Origin of the sequence: Sphingomonas profundi, from assembly GCF_009739515.1 — a bacterium.
In the GTDB taxonomy this organism is placed as follows: domain Bacteria; phylum Pseudomonadota; class Alphaproteobacteria; order Sphingomonadales; family Sphingomonadaceae; genus Alterirhizorhabdus; species Alterirhizorhabdus profundi.
This window is the reverse complement of record NZ_CP046535.1, coordinates 3,887,927-3,903,156: the sequence shown is the minus strand read 5'-3', so window position 1 is coordinate 3,903,156 and position 15,230 is coordinate 3,887,927. Positions and strand designations below refer to the sequence as shown.

Genomic DNA, 15,230 nt, shown 5'->3' with positions numbered 1-15,230 from the left:
ATGTGCAACACATGAACGATGCCCTGACAGAAAGGACAGGTTTGAGCGCAGCGCTCGCCTCATTTGAACCGGTATCCGGCCGGCGCTATAAGCCCGGCATGCGAAGCCCCAGAGCCACAGATCGAGCACGACCCCCCTCAGGAGCCACCAGGGAGATCATTCTCGATGCCGCTGAGAAGGTGTTTGCGGAACGCGGCTTCCACGCCACGACCATCAGGGAGGTGTTCAAGGAAGCCGGCCTCAACAGCGGCCTGATGACCTATTATTTCAGTTCCAAAGACGAGCTCTTCACACAGGCCGTCATGCGCCGACATGGTCAGTTGAAGGAGAAATTCACGCGCCTTTTCGACGCGCCCTCCGCTTCTGGAAAGGTGCCCCGCTCCGCGGAGGAATGCGTCGGCCTATATTTGCGCTTCTTCTTCGAGACGGCTTTTTCTTCCGACAGTGATCTGCGCTATTACGTCCTCCTCCTGGCAAATTCCGCCAGCGTCTTCGACGAGGCACTTGTCGCGAGCCTGCTTGGCAATTTCGATTTCATCACCGATCGGATGCTCGTGGAGCTGAAGATGGCGATACCCGACGCCCATGAGGGGACCTTGCGCGAGGGCCTTTTCTATCTCGAGTCGGCCGTAACGACGATCCTGCTCACCGAACGCTTCCGGCGAACCAGGCTCGCCCATCTGGGAACGACCGAGTTGCAGGCCCTGTGGCGAAGCATGGCCCACTTCTTCGCACAGGGCACTCTGGCCCTGATGTCGCGACAACACCTTGGAGGCCGACCGACCATGCTCTCTTCTACACCCCGGCGCCGTGCTGGTAACGATCGACACGGCGAAGAACCGCCAGGAGGTACTCATCAAGCGTCCGGAGGGTGGACGCCGGCGTCGCATGACGGTGCTCGCGACCAAGGCGGACTATGACGACTTAGCTGCGCAACTCGCCGCCATCAAGAACGACCTTCCAAAGTGAGGCAGGCGGGATGCCTGCTCAAGGGGTCATCCAAAGCGCGGGGCGTTCCGCCGATGCCCTCATGAGGACTGCCGACGGGTGCCTGCAAAGCGCGTCAACGCTCGCCAAGTTCACGGCGGATTTGTTCTTCTTCGAGGTCGAGCTCCTCCGTCAGCGCGCGAGAGGCCTCGTCGTCATGTTCGTGCCGGTTCTCGATCAGCTTGTTGCGAGCCGCCTCGATCGCGGCGAGCCGAAGCTCGAGCTGCTTGCCGAGGCGCTCGGTCTCGGCCTCGACATCCTGGTCGAGCCGCGTCACCTGCTCCGCCCGCTCCTGATACTCCTCGACAAGCTCGCCAGCCGCCGCGCGATGCTCCGGGTCTTCGAGGCGGTCCTCGACCGCCGAGAGGGCGGCCGCCGTGACCTGCCGCCTGACGGCGAGTTGCTCGTTGCTCGGCCCAGATGTTTCGGGTTCGGCCACCCCCAGCGCGCGGATGAGTGGCCCCAGGGTCGTGCCTTGCAGCACCAGCGTCGCGAAGATCGCGCAGAAGGCGAGGAAAACGATGATGTCGCGCCCCGGGAAGTTCGTCGGTAAGGCGAGCGCCGCGGCGAGGCTGACGACACCGCGCATGCCAGCCCAGGAAACGACAATGAGCTCTCCTACGGGCGACGCGGGATCGCGCTCCCGCAATTTGCGGGAGAGAAGGCGCGGCACCCACGTCATCGGAGCGATCCACAGGAAGCGGCTGATGATCAGCGTCGCCGAGACAGCGACCGCGAGCAGACCAAGCTGCCACCAATCGTAATGCTCCAGCCGCTCGACTATGCCGCGTAGCTGCATCCCGATCAGCATGAAGACGAGACTGGCGAGCACGAACTCGATGAATGTCCACACGGCGCCTGCTTCAAGCCGGGTCCGAGCGGTAAACTCGTGGTGCTGATGGCGCCCGAGGACCAGCCCGCAGCCGACCACCCCCAACACGCCCGAGACGTGCACCGCCTCCGCGAGGAAGTAGGCGGCGAAGCCGGCGAGAACGCTGACGGTGATATCGTGGAGCGTGTCGTCGAGCTTCGCGAAGATCCACATCGCGATTCGGCCGACGACATAGCCGATGATCCCGCCGCCCAGCGCCGACAAGAAGAAGGACAGCGCTCCCTGCTGGAGATCGAACGAGCCGGCGAGAGTGGCTGCAACCGCGAAGCGGTAGAGCACCAGCGATGACGCGTCGTTCAGGAGGCTCTCGCCCTCCAGCACGGTGATGATCCGCTTGGGTGGCCGAAGGTCCTTAAGCACCGCGGCGGCGGCCACGGCGTCCGGCGGCGCCACGATGGCGCCGAGCGCGATAGCCGCACCCCACGGCAGATCCGGAACCAGCCACTTGGCGACGAGAGCGACGGCGGCGGCGGTGAAGAACACCGCCCCTACCGCAAGCAGCAAGATCGGGCGGAGGCTCGTTCTGAAGGCCGGCCAGTCCGTCCGGTAGGCACTGAGCTGCAGAAGCGGCGGCAGAAAGAGCGCCAACGCCAGTTCCGGCTCGAACTCGATCTGCGGTAATCCAGGGATGAACGCGATGGCCATGCCGCCGAGCACCAGCGCCACCGCAAACGGCAGGTTCAGGCGCCGGGCGACGAGCGCCAGCGCAACGCAGAATGCAAGCAGGCCGAGCAGCAGCTCGAACGTCAGCATTTTCCGAACCCGCCTTGGAGGATCAAAGAAACGGTACCATTCCGTAGCGAGCGGCGGCGCCCGCGACCGCCACGGGAACCGCTGGATCTTTGAGCTGCCCGGACACACGAGCCAAGTCCGTGGGCATAAGGCGTCGCGGGTTGTCGCCGTTCGTTCCATACGCCTTGGCTGCTCGGCCAAGCTCCTGGCGCTGACCGATCGAAAGATGCGACGAGAGGTCGTGGCCGATATGGGTGGGCGGCGCTCCATCAGTGCGCTTGAGGTCTGCCATTAGACGTTTTCCTCTTGGTTGTTGTCGCTCGATCGATCGACATCGACCACCGGTCGGCGGAGCTCGACCAGCAGCGCCACCTCCTCAGTGGACTGCCGGCGGACGAGGTGGATCTCCTCGACCAAGAACAGCCGCTTTTCGACAACGAGCCGCTCCTCCAGCACGGGGACGATCGTGATGCCGTCTTCTTCCCGGATCGGCGGCGCGATTGCGACCTCGCGCTCCACAGGAAGCCGACGGATCTCGACGTGGTGTCGCGAAACAGTATCGCGGACGGTCACTGTCTCCTGCTCGAACGATGTGCGCACCTGCACCTGCTCGATCTCGACCTCACGCTTCGTGACGTGCGCCTCTTCCTGGATCACAGGAATGCGCTCTCCCTCAGGAGGGGCTCCGCCCGCCATCAGAGAGTGCGGGCATCGAAGTTGATTGGTAGCCAAGGCACAGCTGTTCCCGCGGTCTGAGAGGTACACCCGATAAACGAGCCCTGGGGTGAATGTGTCCGAAATCGGGCCAGACACCGGAAGCTGCGCAGAGTAGATTTGCACTATGCCGACTGAGCGATATCGTTCACGCCAGAGTGCGAGTGGCGGAACTGCCGCCGTCCGCCTCCGCTGTAGTGGCAGATTTGAAGGGCTGATTGATGACCGAGCTACCGCTGCCCCGTGCCGTAACGAGCGCGACGCTCCACCATCTCGAGCAACTGATCGACGGCTCCAGCTTCGGCAGCATCCTGCTCGATCCTGCCGGAACGATCCTTTGGTCGAACGCCGCCGCTCCCACGATGCACGGGGTCGAGAAGACCGCCGACCTCGGCGCCAACGCGGACGGCGCGCTCATGCCCCGTCGGCTGCCTTGCAGGCGCTCAGGATGAACTACGACGGCATCGACCAGCATGCAGCCGAAGCGCGCCCCCGCGTTCTTGAGCCTGTCGAACTCCTGACTGGCGATCTCCGGTTTGGCCAGAACGACCTACCTTTCGACGGGCACCTTGGCCCGCGCCATGCGCTCAGGATCGTCGGTCCAGCTCTCCGGCAGGAACAGGCGCCGGCCCACCATCACCGGCACTTCGCGCGCTGGCAGCGTCACCGACACCAGCGTCTGATAGTTCGCGTTCTTGCCCAGCGACGAGGCATATCGGGGCGCGACGCCGACCGAGTGACGCCCCTTCTTCGGCATCGCGGTGTCGTCGATGACGAGGAAGGCAGCCTGATCTCCGACCAGGCGGTTCGCCTCCTTCAACAAGGCCGCCTCGAGCGAGACGCTGTCCCACACGCCCGCGGCAACGAAATGATGAAGCTGGTTATAGCCGACATCGCCAGTCCGGGTGGCCATCGGCTGCACGCTCTTGCGGTCGCCGGGGCCGATCAAGCCGGCGATGTACAGCGGGCACATCCGCCGCCGCGCTGGGTGCGAAAGCCCCGCCGGAAACGGCTCAAGCCATCGCTCCAGATCGCTCCGCCAGCCCTCGTCCACCACCATCGCCGTTGATCCGTCAGCCGACACTGACACACGAGAGACAACGCAAGTTCCACCCGGTTCCTTCAGTCTGCCAAGGTAGTGCTAGGCGGCGTGGACAAATTTGGGCCAGTATCTGGCGGTGGCGAGGTGGACCATGCCGAGGAAGCTGCTGGCGAGTTGGTCGTAGCGGGTTGCGATGGCTCGGTTGATCTCTAGGTGACCGAGCATGCGTTCGATGCGGTTGCGCTGCCTGTAGAGCGTTCGGTCATGCTCGATCTTCAAACGACGCTTTGATCGGCTGGCGACCGAGCATGCCAACAAGGCGGAGCGGCGCTACCGCTACTATGTCTCCAGGCCGCCGGAGGGGAGCGGTGAGCGTGCGTGGCGGATCCCCGCCGGCGATCTTGACGCTATCGTGTCGGGTAGCATGCTGCGCTTCTTGCAAGATCCCGATCGGGTCACGCCCGGCACCACGTCCGCAATGCTCGCCGAAACCGAAGCAGCGCTGGAGCTACGCGACGAAGCCGCGGTCTGGACGGAGCCCTTCTGGCAGTGGGTGGTGGAGGATCGCTTCGTCACGCGGCGCCCGATCTCCGCTCCGCCGGCGTTCAGGTCGTAGACGATGCCGGTTCGTGGGAGAGGGCGAAGCTGCGCCTGCTCAACGCCGCCCACTCGACACTTGCTTATGTCGGGCTGATGCGCGGCGATCGCCATGTCGATCAGACGATCGCGGACCCGTTCTCGCGGAGCTGGTGGACAGGCTATGGGACGAGGTGTGAATCAGCGTGCAATGTTGACCCCGTTCGGGGCTGATCGGCGTGCAAAATTGACCCCCCTGAACTGAGCGGTTCACGCCCGGCGCTTTGCGCAGGAGCGGTCGGGGAGAATGCTGGTCGTGGAGACGGTGGCGCGCATCCGGCGCGAGTTCTACGTCAAGGGTAAGAGCATCAAGGAGATCGTGCGCGACCTGCGGGTGTCGCGGAACACGGTGCGCAAGGTGCTGCGGTCCGGCGAGACGGACTTCTCCTACGAGCGGACGGTGCAGCCGCTGCCGAAGCTCGGGCCATGGTCGGCGGATCTCGAGCGGCTGCTGGAGGCCAACGAGCGCAAGCAGCGGCGCGAGCGCCTGACGCTGGTCCGGGTGTACGAGGAGCTGCAGGGGCTGGGCTACCGCGGCGGCTACGATGCCGTGCGTCGCTATGCCACGGCATGGCAGCGTGAGCGGTCGGCGGTCACGGCCGCGGCCTACGTGCCGCTGAGCTTCGCGCCCGGCGAGGCCTACCAGTTCGACTGGAGCCACGAGGTCGTCGTCATCGCCGGCGCGACGACGACGGTGAAGGTTGCGCACATGCGGCTCTGCCACAGCCGGATGTTCTTCGTGCGAGCTTATCCGCGCGAGAGCCAGGAGATGGTGTTCGACGCCCACGACCGGGCGTTCGCCTTCTTCGGCGGCGCCTGTCAGCGCGGCATCTACGACAACATGAAGACCGCGGTGGACGCCATCTTCGTCGGTCGTGAGCGGCGCTACAACCGCCGCTTCCAGCAGATGTGCGGCCACTACCTCGTCGAGCCGGTGGCGTGCACGCCGGCATCGGGCTGGGAGAAGGGCCAGGTCGAGAACCAGGTCGGGCTCGTGCGCGAGCGCTTCTTCACGCCGCGGCTGCGCTTCAGGAGCTACGACGAGCTCAACGCCTGGCTGCTCGACCGCTGCACCGCCCATGCCCAGCGTGCCGCGCATCCCGAGCTCAGGGACTACACAGTCTGGCAGGTGTTCGAGGCGGCCGACCAGCCTGCGCTCATCGCCTACCGTGGTCCCTTCGACGGCTTCCACGCCTTGCCGGCGGCGGTGTCGAAGACGCTGCTGGTCCGCTTCGACTACAACAAATACTCGGTGCACGCGAAGGCGGCAGGGCGCCCGGTCGAGGTGCACGCCTATGCCGAGCGCATCGTCATCCGGCAGGACGGCGAAGTCGTCGGCGAGCATGCCCGGCGCTTCGGGCGCGACCAAACGGTCTACGACCCTTGGCACTATGTGCCGGTCCTCGAGCGCAAGCCGGGTGCGCTGAGGAACGGTGCGCCCTTCAGGACTGGCCGCTGCCGGTGGCGCTGGAACGCGTCAGGCGGAGGCTGGCGGGCCATGCCGACGGCGACCGCCAGATGGTGGGCATCCTGGCGGCGGTGACGACGGACGGACTGGACGCCGTCGAGGCGGCCTGTGCCGAGGCGCTGGCCGGCGGCACCGTCAGCCGTGACGTCGTGCTCAACGTGCTCACCCGCCAGCGCCAGACCGCCGCGCCCGCCAGCATCGCCACGCCCGAGGCTCTGCGGCTCGCCCGCGAGCCCGTCGCCGACTGCGCCCGCTACGACAGCCTGAGGAGGCCTTATGGAACGTCACGCCATCCTGGAGATGATGGGAACGCTGAAGCTCGTCGGCATGCGCCATGCCTATGACGAGGTCGTCGCCGATGCCGTGAAGCGGCAGCACTCCGCTCAGCGCGTCGTCGGCGACCTGCTCAAGGCCGAGATAGACGAGAAGCAGGCCCGCTCCATCCGCTACCAGATGACGACCGCCAAGCTGCCGCTCGCCAAGGAGCTCGCCGACTTCGACTTCGCCGGCACCGGCATCAACGAAGGCCTGGTCCGCGATCTCGGCACGGGTGCCTTCCTCGAAGCGCAGCGCAACGTCGTGCTGGTCGGCGGCACCGGGACGGGCAAGACGCATCTCGCCATCGCCATGGGCCGTGCCTGCGTGCGGGGCGGAGCGAGGGTCCGCTTCTACAACACCGTCGACCTCGTGAACCAGCTCGAGGCCGAGGCCCGTGCCGGGCGCCCCGGGCGCATCGCCGACCACCTGTCGCGGCTCGACCTCGTCATCCTCGACGAGCTTGGCTACCTGCCCTTCGCGCTCTCGGGCGGCCAGTTGCTCTTCCACCTCGTCAGCAAGCTCTACGAGCAGACCTCGGTGGTGGTGACGACCAACCTTGCCTTCGGCGAGTGGCCCACGGTCTTCGGCGACGCCAAGATGACGACCGCGCTCCTCGACCGGCTCACCCACCACTGCGACATCGTCGAGACCGGCAACGAGCTGGCGCTTCAAGAACCGCGAAGCCGCCTGAAACCCTTCCCCGGACCCCATCCCCAGGTTGACCCGGTGGGTCCACAGGCACCTCCACGGCCGTCACCGCCTGCGCTCGTGGCGGCGCGCGGCGCCGGCCGCGGGGCCCTCCTGTGGACTACCGGGACAACCCGGCTGCCATCAGAAAAGGGGGTCAAACTTGCACGCCGATACGGGGTCAACTTCCCGGGCCGATTGACACCCGACGTCATCGGGCATTAATCCGCACCTGATGCCTGTGTCCCACGCTGTAACGCCGATGGCGGAGGCGATCGCAGCCACATCGACTTTTTCGCTCTACCGCGTCCAGGACGACCCGGACTGGCGCAAGCTGCGCAACGTCAGGGATTTCTGGACCGGTGCCGAGCCGCCGCGTCATCGCCTCTTCTTCGCGACCGGCGATCAGCTCGAGGCGGTGCTGGCGCGCCGCGGGGGTTCCGCCCGGCTCGCAAAGGAGATCAACGCACTCACCGGCGGCAGGGCGGTCCTTCGCACAGACTGTTCCAATGTGACGGTTCGCACCTTCAACCTGCCGCGCACACACACCGTCGATGGCGCCACGGCTGCCCGATGGGTCCGCAACACACTAAAGGTAATGGCAGCCAAGGGAGCCGCCTCAAACGAGATCGCGATCATACTCCATCGCTATATTCCCGCCCGAGCCGCAGCTTGGACCTATTACTCGCCCGGCGACGATTATGTGCAGGTCGATTGCCTATGGGGTTTGCCGGATGGTCTGCAGTTTCTGCCGCACGACACGTTGCAGATCGACGCGCGCACCGGCGAGGAGCTCGCGGCACAGATCCGATTCAAACCCGATGTTTTGCAGGAACAGGAGGACGGCAGCTGGTCATATGTCGGAATCGCACGCCAATATGGTCGTGATCGGGTGCTTTCGCGCGAGGCCCTTCGCCATCTCGCACTCGAGACCGTCGCCGTCGCGCGCAAAATCAAGGATCGTGCCCAGATCATGTGGTTCTGCGACCTGCCCGAAGGTTTGGGCATGGGGCGGCATCTTCCCTGGTTCCGCTCGAAGGAGTTTGCCGGCTTCGAGCCTGCCGCCAGACCGGCGCTGCCAACAAGTCGCGCGCGCAACCTTGTTGATCTCGATGAACTCGACCGCGACACCAGCCGCTTCATCATCCAAGTCGCGCCGGAGGTCGAGCTGGTTCGCGAGGACGATACATTCCTAGACCGGGTAATCGCAATCGCGAACGCGCGGGACCTGCCCGTGGAGCTCGATGGCTCGATCCTTGGGCACGCTTATTATCGCTTGCGCAGCGCTCGCATCCTCGTGCTTGTGCCCCAGCCAAAATACCCTCGCGTCCGCGGCCGCCATCGCCACTATAAGGTGGTCCGCGACGCCATTCCGCAGAATATCCAGGCGAAGGGTGAGCGCGTTACCTTTGCGCGCCTGCTTCCCGGGGAAGCTTCGGTTGCGCTAATTGGGAAGCTCTTTGAGGAGGGACTGGAGCTGAATACTGCGAAGACGCCGGCACAGAAGCTCGAGGAGCTTGCCGATGTACTCGAAGTGGTGCGTGGCTTAGCGGTGACCAACGATATCGATTGGGACACTATCGTCGCAACCGCGCTCGATAAGCGGGGAAGGCGGGGTGGCTTTGAACAGCAAACGGTCCTTCTTGAGACAACGAGGCCGATGCCATATCGCGGCGAGATTCCCGACATGACGGACGACCGACAGCCTTCGATCTCCCTTAGCGATCTAGGGGTCGTCATGGTCGAGGGACCGAGCGCCCTGATCTCCTTCTCGAAGCTTCTGTCGTTTGACACCACCGAGGTAGAGCTGCTTGTCGGTGGGCGCCAGGTTAATGTCGCAGCCGCCCTCGACGGCACCGGCGTGCGGCTGATTGCTAGCGATCCGCATCGCCACGACGATCTCCCCGACTCACAGCTCGACCTCTTTGGCGGGAACGCTCGCCAAGTTCGAGGCGCACCCAGGGAGTAAAGATGGGCGCCTTCGACTCGCGAGAGTCGCTCTTCAAGGTTGGAAACCTCTCCGAATGCTTGAGTTCAGCCGGACAGCGACCGCAACGGCGCAGCTGAACGAAAGGCTGAAACGTCACGTTTGCGCTTCGAAGCTGCCGTTCCGGTTTCCACCAGGATCATCATGAAAGCAGCCAGAGGGTCTCGTCGATCGATATCGAAATCGGACATCGTGAGCGCATCGCTACGGCTGGGAGTGCGAGCCAGCGTCAGGCGGCATCCTTTCCAAGCGCGCTGCTCAGCGCGAGGACAGCATCGGCCACGATGACCGCTTCCTGCGCAAGCGCGTGCAGCCGGTTAGCGAGCACGATACGCGCGTCAGGTGCGATACCGATGGCTTGGCCTTCGGCAGCGATGGCGGCACCGTCTTCGAAGCGCGTAGTCAGCATGTAGAAGAGCTGCCGTTGCAGCTCGTCGTGCGGCGGTGCGGAGGATGGTTCAGCCATGCGCTCAACGAAAACGCAATGCGGCGGGCAAGTCCATGCCCAGCTTTTTGGCGCGCCGAGGGGCGTCCTTAAAGAAAGGCGCCGAATGCCCTCACCTTGCACATTCCATTCGACTTGGCCGCAAACCAGAGCAATCGCTGCGTTCAGGAAGAGCCGCTGGCGAGGTGGCTTGGCCCCGACCGGCTGACCGGCGGGGCCGTGGGTGGTGGGAGGCGGCGGTGGTGCTCGCCTCCTTGAAGGAGACCATCCATGACCCGCCTCACCGACATGCAGCTTGTCCTGCTCGCCACCGCCTGCCAGCGTGAGGACGGCAGCCTGCTGCCGCCACCCGCCAGTCTGGGCGATCAGGCCTCCCGCATCCGCAAGGCGGTCACCACGCTGGTGAAGCAGGAGCTGGCACGGGAGGCCGACGTCACCGATGCCGCCGCTGCCTGGCGCGAGGAGAACGCGCGCCGCATCGGCGTCGTCATCAGCGATGCCGGACGTGCGGTCATCGCTGCCGAGGGAGCAAGCGATGCGCCGCTGGCAGCGGCGGAAGGAACGCCTGCCGCCGTCGAGTCGCCTGCGGCAGATACGCAGATCGCTCGGGACACACCTGAAGCACCGCCTTCCGCCCGCACCAAACAGGCGCTGGTCCTCGACATGCTGCGCGCGGAGGGCGGCACCAATCTCGCCGAGATGGTCGCTGCTACCGGCTGGCTGCCGCACACGACCCGGGCGGCGCTGACCGGCCTGCGCAAGAAGGGCCACGCCATCGTCACCCGCAAGGGTGAGGGCGGCACCCGCTACCACATCGCCGGGGTCGCCTGATCATGGCACGGCTCGACGACCAGCTGCGTGGGCTGGCGACACTGTCGCCGGCAGAGCTGCGACGGCGGTGGCAGGACATGTTCGGCGAGGAGGCGCCCGACCTGTCCATCTCGCTGATCCGCCGCACAATCGGCTACCGCTTGCAGGAGCAAGCGCATGGCGGGCTGCCGCCGACCGCCGAGCGGATGCTAGCCGCACTGGCGCGCGATCCCGGTACTGAGCCAATGGAGATGGAGATCCGCCTTAAGCCCGGCACCCGGCTGGTGCGCGAGTGGAACGGCACCGTGCACGACGTGCTGGTTACCGATGACGGGCTGCTGTTCGATGACCATCGCTACAGTTCGCTCAGCCACGTCGCGCGAGCGATTACGGGTGCGCGCTGGTCAGGACCGCGCTTCTTCGGTCTCAAGCGACCGACCATGCCACCGCGCCAGGGAGTGGCCCATGGCTAAGCGTGGTCCACGCGCGACATCGGTCGCAACCAGCAGCAGCATGGCACACCAGACCCGCTGCGCGATCTACACGCGCAAGTCGACCGAGGAAGGACTGGAGCAGGAGTTTAACTCGCTCGACGCCCAGCGTGAGGCATGCGCCGCCTACGTCACCAGCCAGCGCCACGAGGGCTGGACGCTCCTGCCGGCGGTCTACGACGACGGCGGCTTTTCGGGCGGCAACATGGAGCGGCCCGCGCTCAGGCGCCTGCTCGCCGATGTCGAGAGCGGCCGGGTCGACGTCATCGTCGTCTACAAGGTGGACCGGCTAACCCGCGCCTTGTCTGACTTCGCCAAGATCGTCGAGGTGCTCGATGCACGTGGGGCAAGCTTTGTTTCGGTCACCCAGGCGTTCAATACTACCACCAGCATGGGGCGGCTGACGCTCAACGTGCTGCTCTCCTTCGCCCAGTTCGAGCGCGAGGTGACGGGCGAGCGCATCCGCGACAAAATTGCGGCGTCGAAGAAGAAGGGCATGTGGATGGGTGGCCCGGTGCCGCTCGGCTACGATGTCGTCGAGCGCAAGCTCGTCGTCAATGAGGCCGAGGCCGAGACGGTGCGGCTTATCTTCGAACGCTATCAGACGCTCGAGTCGATCAACGCGCTTACCGCCGATCTGAAGCTGCGAGGTGTCGTCTCCAAGCGGCGGACGATGCGTGATGGGCGGATCACAGGTGGCACAGCGTACAACGCGGGTGCGCTCGGCTACCTGCTGCGAAACGTGCTCTACACCGGGCGCGTGCCGCACGGCGATCAGGTGTACGATGGTGAGCATCAGGCGATCGTGCCCCGCGAGCTATGGGATACGGCGCAAGTGCTGCTCGCCGGCAACGCACCGCGTCCAGGCACCGGTGAGCGCAGCCTGCTCGGCGGCATCCTCCATGACGAGCACGGACGTGCCATGGTGACCCAGCACGCCAACAAGGCGGGGCGGCGGTACCGCTATTATGTCTCCCGCCCCCCGGAAGGCAGCCCCGAGCGGGCCTGGCGCATCCCAGCGGGCGATCTCGACGCTATCGTATCCGGGAGCATGTTGCGGTTCCTGCGCGATCCGGCGCTAGTCGGTGCCGAGCTGGGATCACGTCATGGCCCAAGCGTGCAGACCATCGAGCGCTGCGCCGTGCTCGCCGAACAGGTGGATCAACCGCATGGCCATCGCGCGCTGCTCGAGCAGCTTGAGGCGCGTGTGCATCTCTCCAGCAACACGGTCACGCTGCTGCTCGACCCGCGCGGGCTCGCACGCTTGGTCGGCATCGACCACACCGGTACGGCAGGAACCGACACAATCGAGCTTCGCCATCCGGTGGCGCTCAAGCGGCGCGGTCATGAGCTGCGGCTAATCTACGCTGTGCCCGATGCACGTCCGGCACAGCGTGACGACCGGCTGATTCAGCTGCTCGCCAGCGGGCGAGCGGCATACGAGAGGCTGCAATCAGGCCCGGCAAACATGAGCGCGACCCGGCGCAGCCATCTCTCGCGGCTGGCGAGGCTCCGCTTCCTCGCGCCCGACATCGTCACCGCCATCCTTGAAGGACGGCAGCCGGTCGAGCTGACCAGCCGAACGCTGCTGCGGCTCGGTGAGATGCCGATGGAGTGGCAAGCGCAACGCCTGCTGCTCGGCTTCGCATGATCTGATCAGCCGAAGAGGGGCGCGGCCGATGGCCGCGCCCCTCTTCGTTCCGGTAGCTATGGACTGGGACAAGTGTCAGGACACCGATGTGCCCTGCAGAGACGCAGGCTCGAAACCTTCATATACCCAGCCACAAACGCCGCGTCTCTGTCCTGACACGTCGCAACCAGCCTGAAAAAAGCCGCAGAACTGCGCCGCTTTCCGCCGCCACCTGCCCTAGCGGGCGAAACGTCTCTGCACTCGAGACTGGGTGGTGCTGCCGGTGAGGATTGAACTCACGACCTCAGCCTTACCAAGGATGCGCTCTACCACTGAGCTACGGCAGCATGATCGCGGGCGGACCCGCGATGGAGCCGGCGCTATGGAGAAAGCCGGCGCATGCGTCAAGGCTTGCGGCGGGCGGGCGGTGCGGCCTATGCCGGCGTCATGGCGGAGGATCGCGAGCGGAGGCTGGCAGAGGCGTTGCGGGCCAATCTGCGCCGGCGCAAGGATCAGGCGCGCGCCGCCTCCCTCGATGCGGAGTCGGGAACGGAAGGCGCGCCCGCCGATCCGCCCCCGCCCCCGTTCCACGTCACAGGCAAGCGGTAGCGGCCTGCAGCCAGGCGCGGGCTTCGTCGTCCAGCTGCGGGCCGATCCGCGCCAGCACCTCGGCGTGATAGGCGTCGATCCAGTCGCGCTCGTCGGGCGAGAGCAAGGCGGTGTCGATCAGCGCGCGATCGATCGGCGCGAAGGTCTGCGTCTCGAAGCCCAGCATCTCGCGCTCGGCGCCGGGCACGTCGCGCGCCACCACCAGCACCAGATTCTCGATGCGGATGCCGTACTCGCCGGTCTTGTAGTAGCCGGGCTCGTTGGAGAGCAGCATGCCCGCGCGCAGCGGCTCGTCGCCGCCGCCGAAGGTGGCGATACGCTGCGGCCCCTCGTGCACCGCCAGGTAGCTGCCGACGCCGTGGCCGGTGCCGTGGGCGTAGTCGAGCCCGGCCGCCCATAGATACTGCCGCGCCAGCACGTCCAGCTGCGATCCGCGCGTGCCCTGCGGGAAGAGCGCGCGGGCCAGCGCGACATGGCCCTTCAACACGCGGGTGAAGCGATCCCTCATCTCGGCGGTGGGGGTGCCGACGGCGATGGTGCGGGTCACGTCGGTCGTGCCGTCCTGATACTGGCCGCCCGAATCGACGAGGAACAGCGTGTCGCGCTCGATCCGCCGGTTGGTCTCCTCGCTCACCCGGTAGTGGACGACCGCGCCGTTCGGCCCCGCGCCGGAGATGGTATCGAACGAGAGATCGCGCAGCAGCCCGGTCTCCTCGCGGAAGGCCTGCAGCCGGGCGGCGGCGTCCAGCTCGGTGAGAGCGCCCTTCGGCGCCTCGATCGACAGCCAGTGGAGGAAGCGGGTCAGCGCCGCGCCGTCGCGCAGCTGCGCCGCCCGGTGGCCGGCGATCTCGGCCGGGTTCTTGATCGCCTTGGGCAGCACCACCGGGTCGCGCGCCTCGATCACCTCGGCGCCCGCCTGCTCCAGCGCGGCGAAGATCGCGGCGACGGCGCGCTCCGGGTCGGCGGCGATGCGCTTGCCCTTCAGCCCGGCCAGGTGCGCGGCGAAGGCGTCGCGCGGGTGCAGGCGCACGGCGTTGCCGAGATGCTGGGCCACGTCGTCGGCCAGCTTGTCGGGCGCGACGAACAGGTCGGCGGTGCCGTCGGCATGGGCCAGCGCGTAGGCGAGCGCCACCGGCGTGCGATCGACATCGGCCCCGCGCACGTTGAACGTCCAGGCGATCGAATCGAGCGCGGAGAGGACGGCGGCGTCGGCCCGCTTCGAAACCAGCCAGTCCGCCACCTCCTGCCGCTTCTCGGCGGAGGGCTTGCCGGCCAGCGCATCGGGGTGGACGACCAGCCGTGCGGCGGATGGCGCCGGGCGATCGGCCCAGATCGCGTCGATCGGGTTCGCCTCCACCGCCACCAGCTCGGCCCCCACGTCGGCCAGCGCGTCGCGCGCCGCCGTCACCCAGCCGCGCGTGTGGAGCCAAGGATCGTAGCCGATCCGCGCGCCCTGGCCGACATGGTCGGAAAGCCAGCCGGCGATGCTCGTCTGCGGCACGGCCTCGTAGCTCCAGTGGGTGCCGTCCACCTGCTCGCGCACCTGCAGCGTGTAGCGGCCATCGGTGAAGATCGCCGCTTCGGCCGGCAGCACCACGGCCGAGCCGGCCGATCCCTGGAAGCCGGTGAGCCACGCCAGCCGCTGGGCGTAGGCGCCGACATATTCGCTCATATGCTCGTCGGTCAGCGGCACGACGAAACCGTCCAGCCGGCGGCGCGCCAGCTCCTCGCGCAACGCCGTCAGCCGGTCTTCGTAGGTGGACATGGCGCAAAGCCCTTCTA

At 66.3% G+C, this 15,230-nt stretch carries 15 protein-coding genes, 1 tRNA gene and 5 pseudogenes; 12 read left to right on the top strand and 9 right to left on the bottom strand.

Going from position 1 to position 15,230, the window contains the following annotated elements:
• Positions 1 to 11 precede the first annotated feature (11 nt).
• Together GNT64_RS22405 and GNT64_RS22400 are read left to right on the top strand one after the other, a co-directional pair.
• Positions 12 to 281: pseudogene (locus tag GNT64_RS22405) on the top strand (helix-turn-helix domain-containing protein); the annotation flags it as partial.
• Positions 282 to 785: 504 nt separating this feature from the next.
• Positions 786 to 948: pseudogene (locus GNT64_RS22400) on the top strand (IS110 family transposase); the annotation flags it as partial.
• Between the two features lie 115 nt (positions 949 to 1,063).
• Here the strand turns inward: GNT64_RS22400 and GNT64_RS18480 are convergent.
• Genes GNT64_RS18480 through GNT64_RS18475 form a run of 3 tightly spaced genes read right to left on the bottom strand, consistent with a single transcriptional unit; the run spans position 1,064 to position 3,268 of the window.
• Complete coding sequence (locus tag GNT64_RS18480; protein WP_197277100.1) at positions 1,064 to 2,632, bottom strand: Na+/H+ antiporter; 1,569 nt, start codon at positions 2,630 to 2,632, stop codon at positions 1,064 to 1,066.
• A 22-nt stretch (positions 2,633 to 2,654) separates the two neighbouring features.
• Entirely contained in the window at positions 2,655 to 2,903 is a 249-nt protein-coding gene (locus tag GNT64_RS21650) for a hypothetical protein (protein WP_197277099.1), read from the bottom strand.
• A complete protein-coding gene (locus tag GNT64_RS18475) occupies positions 2,903 to 3,268 on the bottom strand; it encodes a YsnF/AvaK domain-containing protein (RefSeq protein WP_197277098.1) in 366 nt (121 codons plus the stop codon). The genes GNT64_RS21650 and GNT64_RS18475 overlap by 1 nt, the downstream gene beginning before the upstream one ends.
• A gap of 278 nt (positions 3,269 to 3,546) precedes the next feature.
• Between GNT64_RS18475 and GNT64_RS21645 the strand changes: the two genes are divergently transcribed.
• The gene (locus GNT64_RS21645) at positions 3,547 to 3,777 is read left to right on the top strand and encodes a PAS domain-containing protein (protein ID WP_197277446.1); all 231 of its coding nucleotides are present in this window, start codon (positions 3,547 to 3,549) and stop codon (positions 3,775 to 3,777) included.
• Positions 3,778 to 3,785: 8 nt separating this feature from the next.
• Here GNT64_RS21645 and GNT64_RS18470 read toward each other — a convergent pair.
• Both GNT64_RS18470 and GNT64_RS18465 read right to left on the bottom strand, forming a co-directional pair.
• Positions 3,786 to 4,385: pseudogene (locus tag GNT64_RS18470) on the bottom strand (IS701 family transposase); the annotation flags it as partial.
• Positions 4,386 to 4,466: 81 nt separating this feature from the next.
• Positions 4,467 to 4,592, bottom strand: a complete 126-nt coding sequence (locus GNT64_RS18465; RefSeq protein WP_231639092.1) for a hypothetical protein — start codon at positions 4,590 to 4,592, stop codon at positions 4,467 to 4,469.
• A gap of 199 nt (positions 4,593 to 4,791) precedes the next feature.
• Between GNT64_RS18465 and GNT64_RS18460 the strand changes: the two genes are divergently transcribed.
• From GNT64_RS18460 to GNT64_RS18440, 5 genes and pseudogenes are all read left to right on the top strand, one after another.
• Entirely contained in the window at positions 4,792 to 4,983 is a 192-nt protein-coding gene (locus tag GNT64_RS18460; RefSeq protein ID WP_156680850.1) for a hypothetical protein, read from the top strand.
• Positions 4,917 to 5,177 carry a mannitol dehydrogenase family protein gene (locus GNT64_RS22320; protein WP_197277096.1) on the top strand — a complete coding sequence of 87 codons (261 nt, stop codon included), beginning with the start codon at positions 4,917 to 4,919 and terminating at the stop codon, positions 5,175 to 5,177. Before GNT64_RS18460 ends, GNT64_RS22320 begins: the two co-directional genes overlap by 67 nt.
• A gap of 73 nt (positions 5,178 to 5,250) precedes the next feature.
• A pseudogene (gene istA, locus GNT64_RS18450) lies at positions 5,251 to 6,815 on the top strand (IS21 family transposase).
• Positions 6,748 to 7,480: pseudogene (gene istB, locus GNT64_RS18445) on the top strand (IS21-like element helper ATPase IstB). Before istA ends, istB begins: the two co-directional pseudogenes overlap by 68 nt.
• Before the next feature lie 258 nt (positions 7,481 to 7,738).
• Positions 7,739 to 9,445 (top strand): nucleoside triphosphate pyrophosphohydrolase, encoded by a 1,707-nt coding sequence (locus GNT64_RS18440; RefSeq protein ID WP_156680849.1) that lies wholly within the window; start codon positions 7,739 to 7,741, stop codon positions 9,443 to 9,445.
• A 65-nt stretch (positions 9,446 to 9,510) separates the two neighbouring features.
• Here the strand turns inward: GNT64_RS18440 and GNT64_RS18435 are convergent, their stop codons facing one another.
• Both GNT64_RS18435 and GNT64_RS18430 read right to left on the bottom strand, forming a co-directional pair.
• Positions 9,511 to 9,654: a hypothetical protein gene (locus GNT64_RS18435; RefSeq protein WP_156680848.1), complete on the bottom strand. Its 144-nt coding sequence runs from the start codon at positions 9,652 to 9,654 to the stop codon at positions 9,511 to 9,513.
• A 38-nt stretch (positions 9,655 to 9,692) separates the two neighbouring features.
• Positions 9,693 to 9,929: a hypothetical protein gene (locus tag GNT64_RS18430; RefSeq protein WP_156680847.1), complete on the bottom strand. Its 237-nt coding sequence runs from the start codon at positions 9,927 to 9,929 to the stop codon at positions 9,693 to 9,695.
• A gap of 249 nt (positions 9,930 to 10,178) precedes the next feature.
• Here GNT64_RS18430 and GNT64_RS18425 point away from each other — a divergent pair, with 249 nt between their 5' ends.
• The 3 genes from GNT64_RS18425 to GNT64_RS18415 are packed head-to-tail and all read left to right on the top strand — an operon-like array spanning position 10,179 to position 12,860.
• On the top strand, positions 10,179 to 10,739 hold the full coding sequence (locus GNT64_RS18425; RefSeq protein ID WP_156680846.1) for a DUF3489 domain-containing protein: 561 nt from the start codon (positions 10,179 to 10,181) through the stop codon (positions 10,737 to 10,739).
• 2 nt (positions 10,740 to 10,741) lie between these two features.
• A complete protein-coding gene (locus GNT64_RS18420; protein ID WP_156680845.1) occupies positions 10,742 to 11,191 on the top strand; it encodes a DUF2924 domain-containing protein in 450 nt (149 codons plus the stop codon).
• Positions 11,184 to 12,860 (top strand): recombinase family protein, encoded by a 1,677-nt coding sequence (locus tag GNT64_RS18415; RefSeq protein WP_231639091.1) that lies wholly within the window; start codon positions 11,184 to 11,186, stop codon positions 12,858 to 12,860. Before GNT64_RS18420 ends, GNT64_RS18415 begins: the two co-directional genes overlap by 8 nt.
• A gap of 251 nt (positions 12,861 to 13,111) precedes the next feature.
• On the opposite strand, the gene GNT64_RS18410 is transcribed toward GNT64_RS18415, so the two are convergent.
• Positions 13,112 to 13,186: transfer RNA gene (locus tag GNT64_RS18410), tRNA-Thr, on the bottom strand.
• Positions 13,187 to 13,238: 52 nt separating this feature from the next.
• Here GNT64_RS18410 and GNT64_RS18405 point away from each other — a divergent pair.
• The gene (locus tag GNT64_RS18405) at positions 13,239 to 13,448 is read left to right on the top strand and encodes a hypothetical protein (RefSeq protein WP_156680843.1); all 210 of its coding nucleotides are present in this window, start codon (positions 13,239 to 13,241) and stop codon (positions 13,446 to 13,448) included.
• Here GNT64_RS18405 and GNT64_RS18400 read toward each other — a convergent pair.
• The gene (locus tag GNT64_RS18400) at positions 13,432 to 15,213 is read right to left on the bottom strand and encodes an aminopeptidase P family protein (RefSeq protein WP_156680842.1); all 1,782 of its coding nucleotides are present in this window, start codon (positions 15,211 to 15,213) and stop codon (positions 13,432 to 13,434) included. The two genes, GNT64_RS18405 and GNT64_RS18400, sit on opposite strands and share 17 nt — an antisense overlap.
• Between the last annotated feature and the right edge of the window lie 17 nt (positions 15,214 to 15,230).

Coding starts and splice junctions, on each gene's coding strand:
- GNT64_RS18405 (WP_156680843.1), top strand. CDS start 13,239: ATGCGTCAAGGCTTGCGGCGGGCGGGCGGTGCGGCCTATGCCGGCGTC.
- GNT64_RS18415 (WP_231639091.1), top strand. CDS start 11,184: ATGGCTAAGCGTGGTCCACGCGCGACATCGGTCGCAACCAGCAGCAGC.
- GNT64_RS18420 (WP_156680845.1), top strand. CDS start 10,742: ATGGCACGGCTCGACGACCAGCTGCGTGGGCTGGCGACACTGTCGCCG.
- GNT64_RS18480 (WP_197277100.1), bottom strand. CDS start 2,632: ATGCTGACGTTCGAGCTGCTGCTCGGCCTGCTTGCATTCTGCGTTGCG.
- GNT64_RS18430 (WP_156680847.1), bottom strand. CDS start 9,929: ATGGCTGAACCATCCTCCGCACCGCCGCACGACGAGCTGCAACGGCAG.
- GNT64_RS18465 (WP_231639092.1), bottom strand. CDS start 4,592: ATGCTCGGTCACCTAGAGATCAACCGAGCCATCGCAACCCGCTACGAC.
- GNT64_RS18400 (WP_156680842.1), bottom strand. CDS start 15,213: ATGTCCACCTACGAAGACCGGCTGACGGCGTTGCGCGAGGAGCTGGCG.
- GNT64_RS18435 (WP_156680848.1), bottom strand. CDS start 9,654: ATGTCCGATTTCGATATCGATCGACGAGACCCTCTGGCTGCTTTCATG.
- GNT64_RS21645 (WP_197277446.1), top strand. CDS start 3,547: ATGACCGAGCTACCGCTGCCCCGTGCCGTAACGAGCGCGACGCTCCAC.
- GNT64_RS18460 (WP_156680850.1), top strand. CDS start 4,792: ATGCTGCGCTTCTTGCAAGATCCCGATCGGGTCACGCCCGGCACCACG.
- GNT64_RS18440 (WP_156680849.1), top strand. CDS start 7,739: ATGGCGGAGGCGATCGCAGCCACATCGACTTTTTCGCTCTACCGCGTC.
- GNT64_RS18425 (WP_156680846.1), top strand. CDS start 10,179: ATGACCCGCCTCACCGACATGCAGCTTGTCCTGCTCGCCACCGCCTGC.
- GNT64_RS21650 (WP_197277099.1), bottom strand. CDS start 2,903: ATGGCAGACCTCAAGCGCACTGATGGAGCGCCGCCCACCCATATCGGC.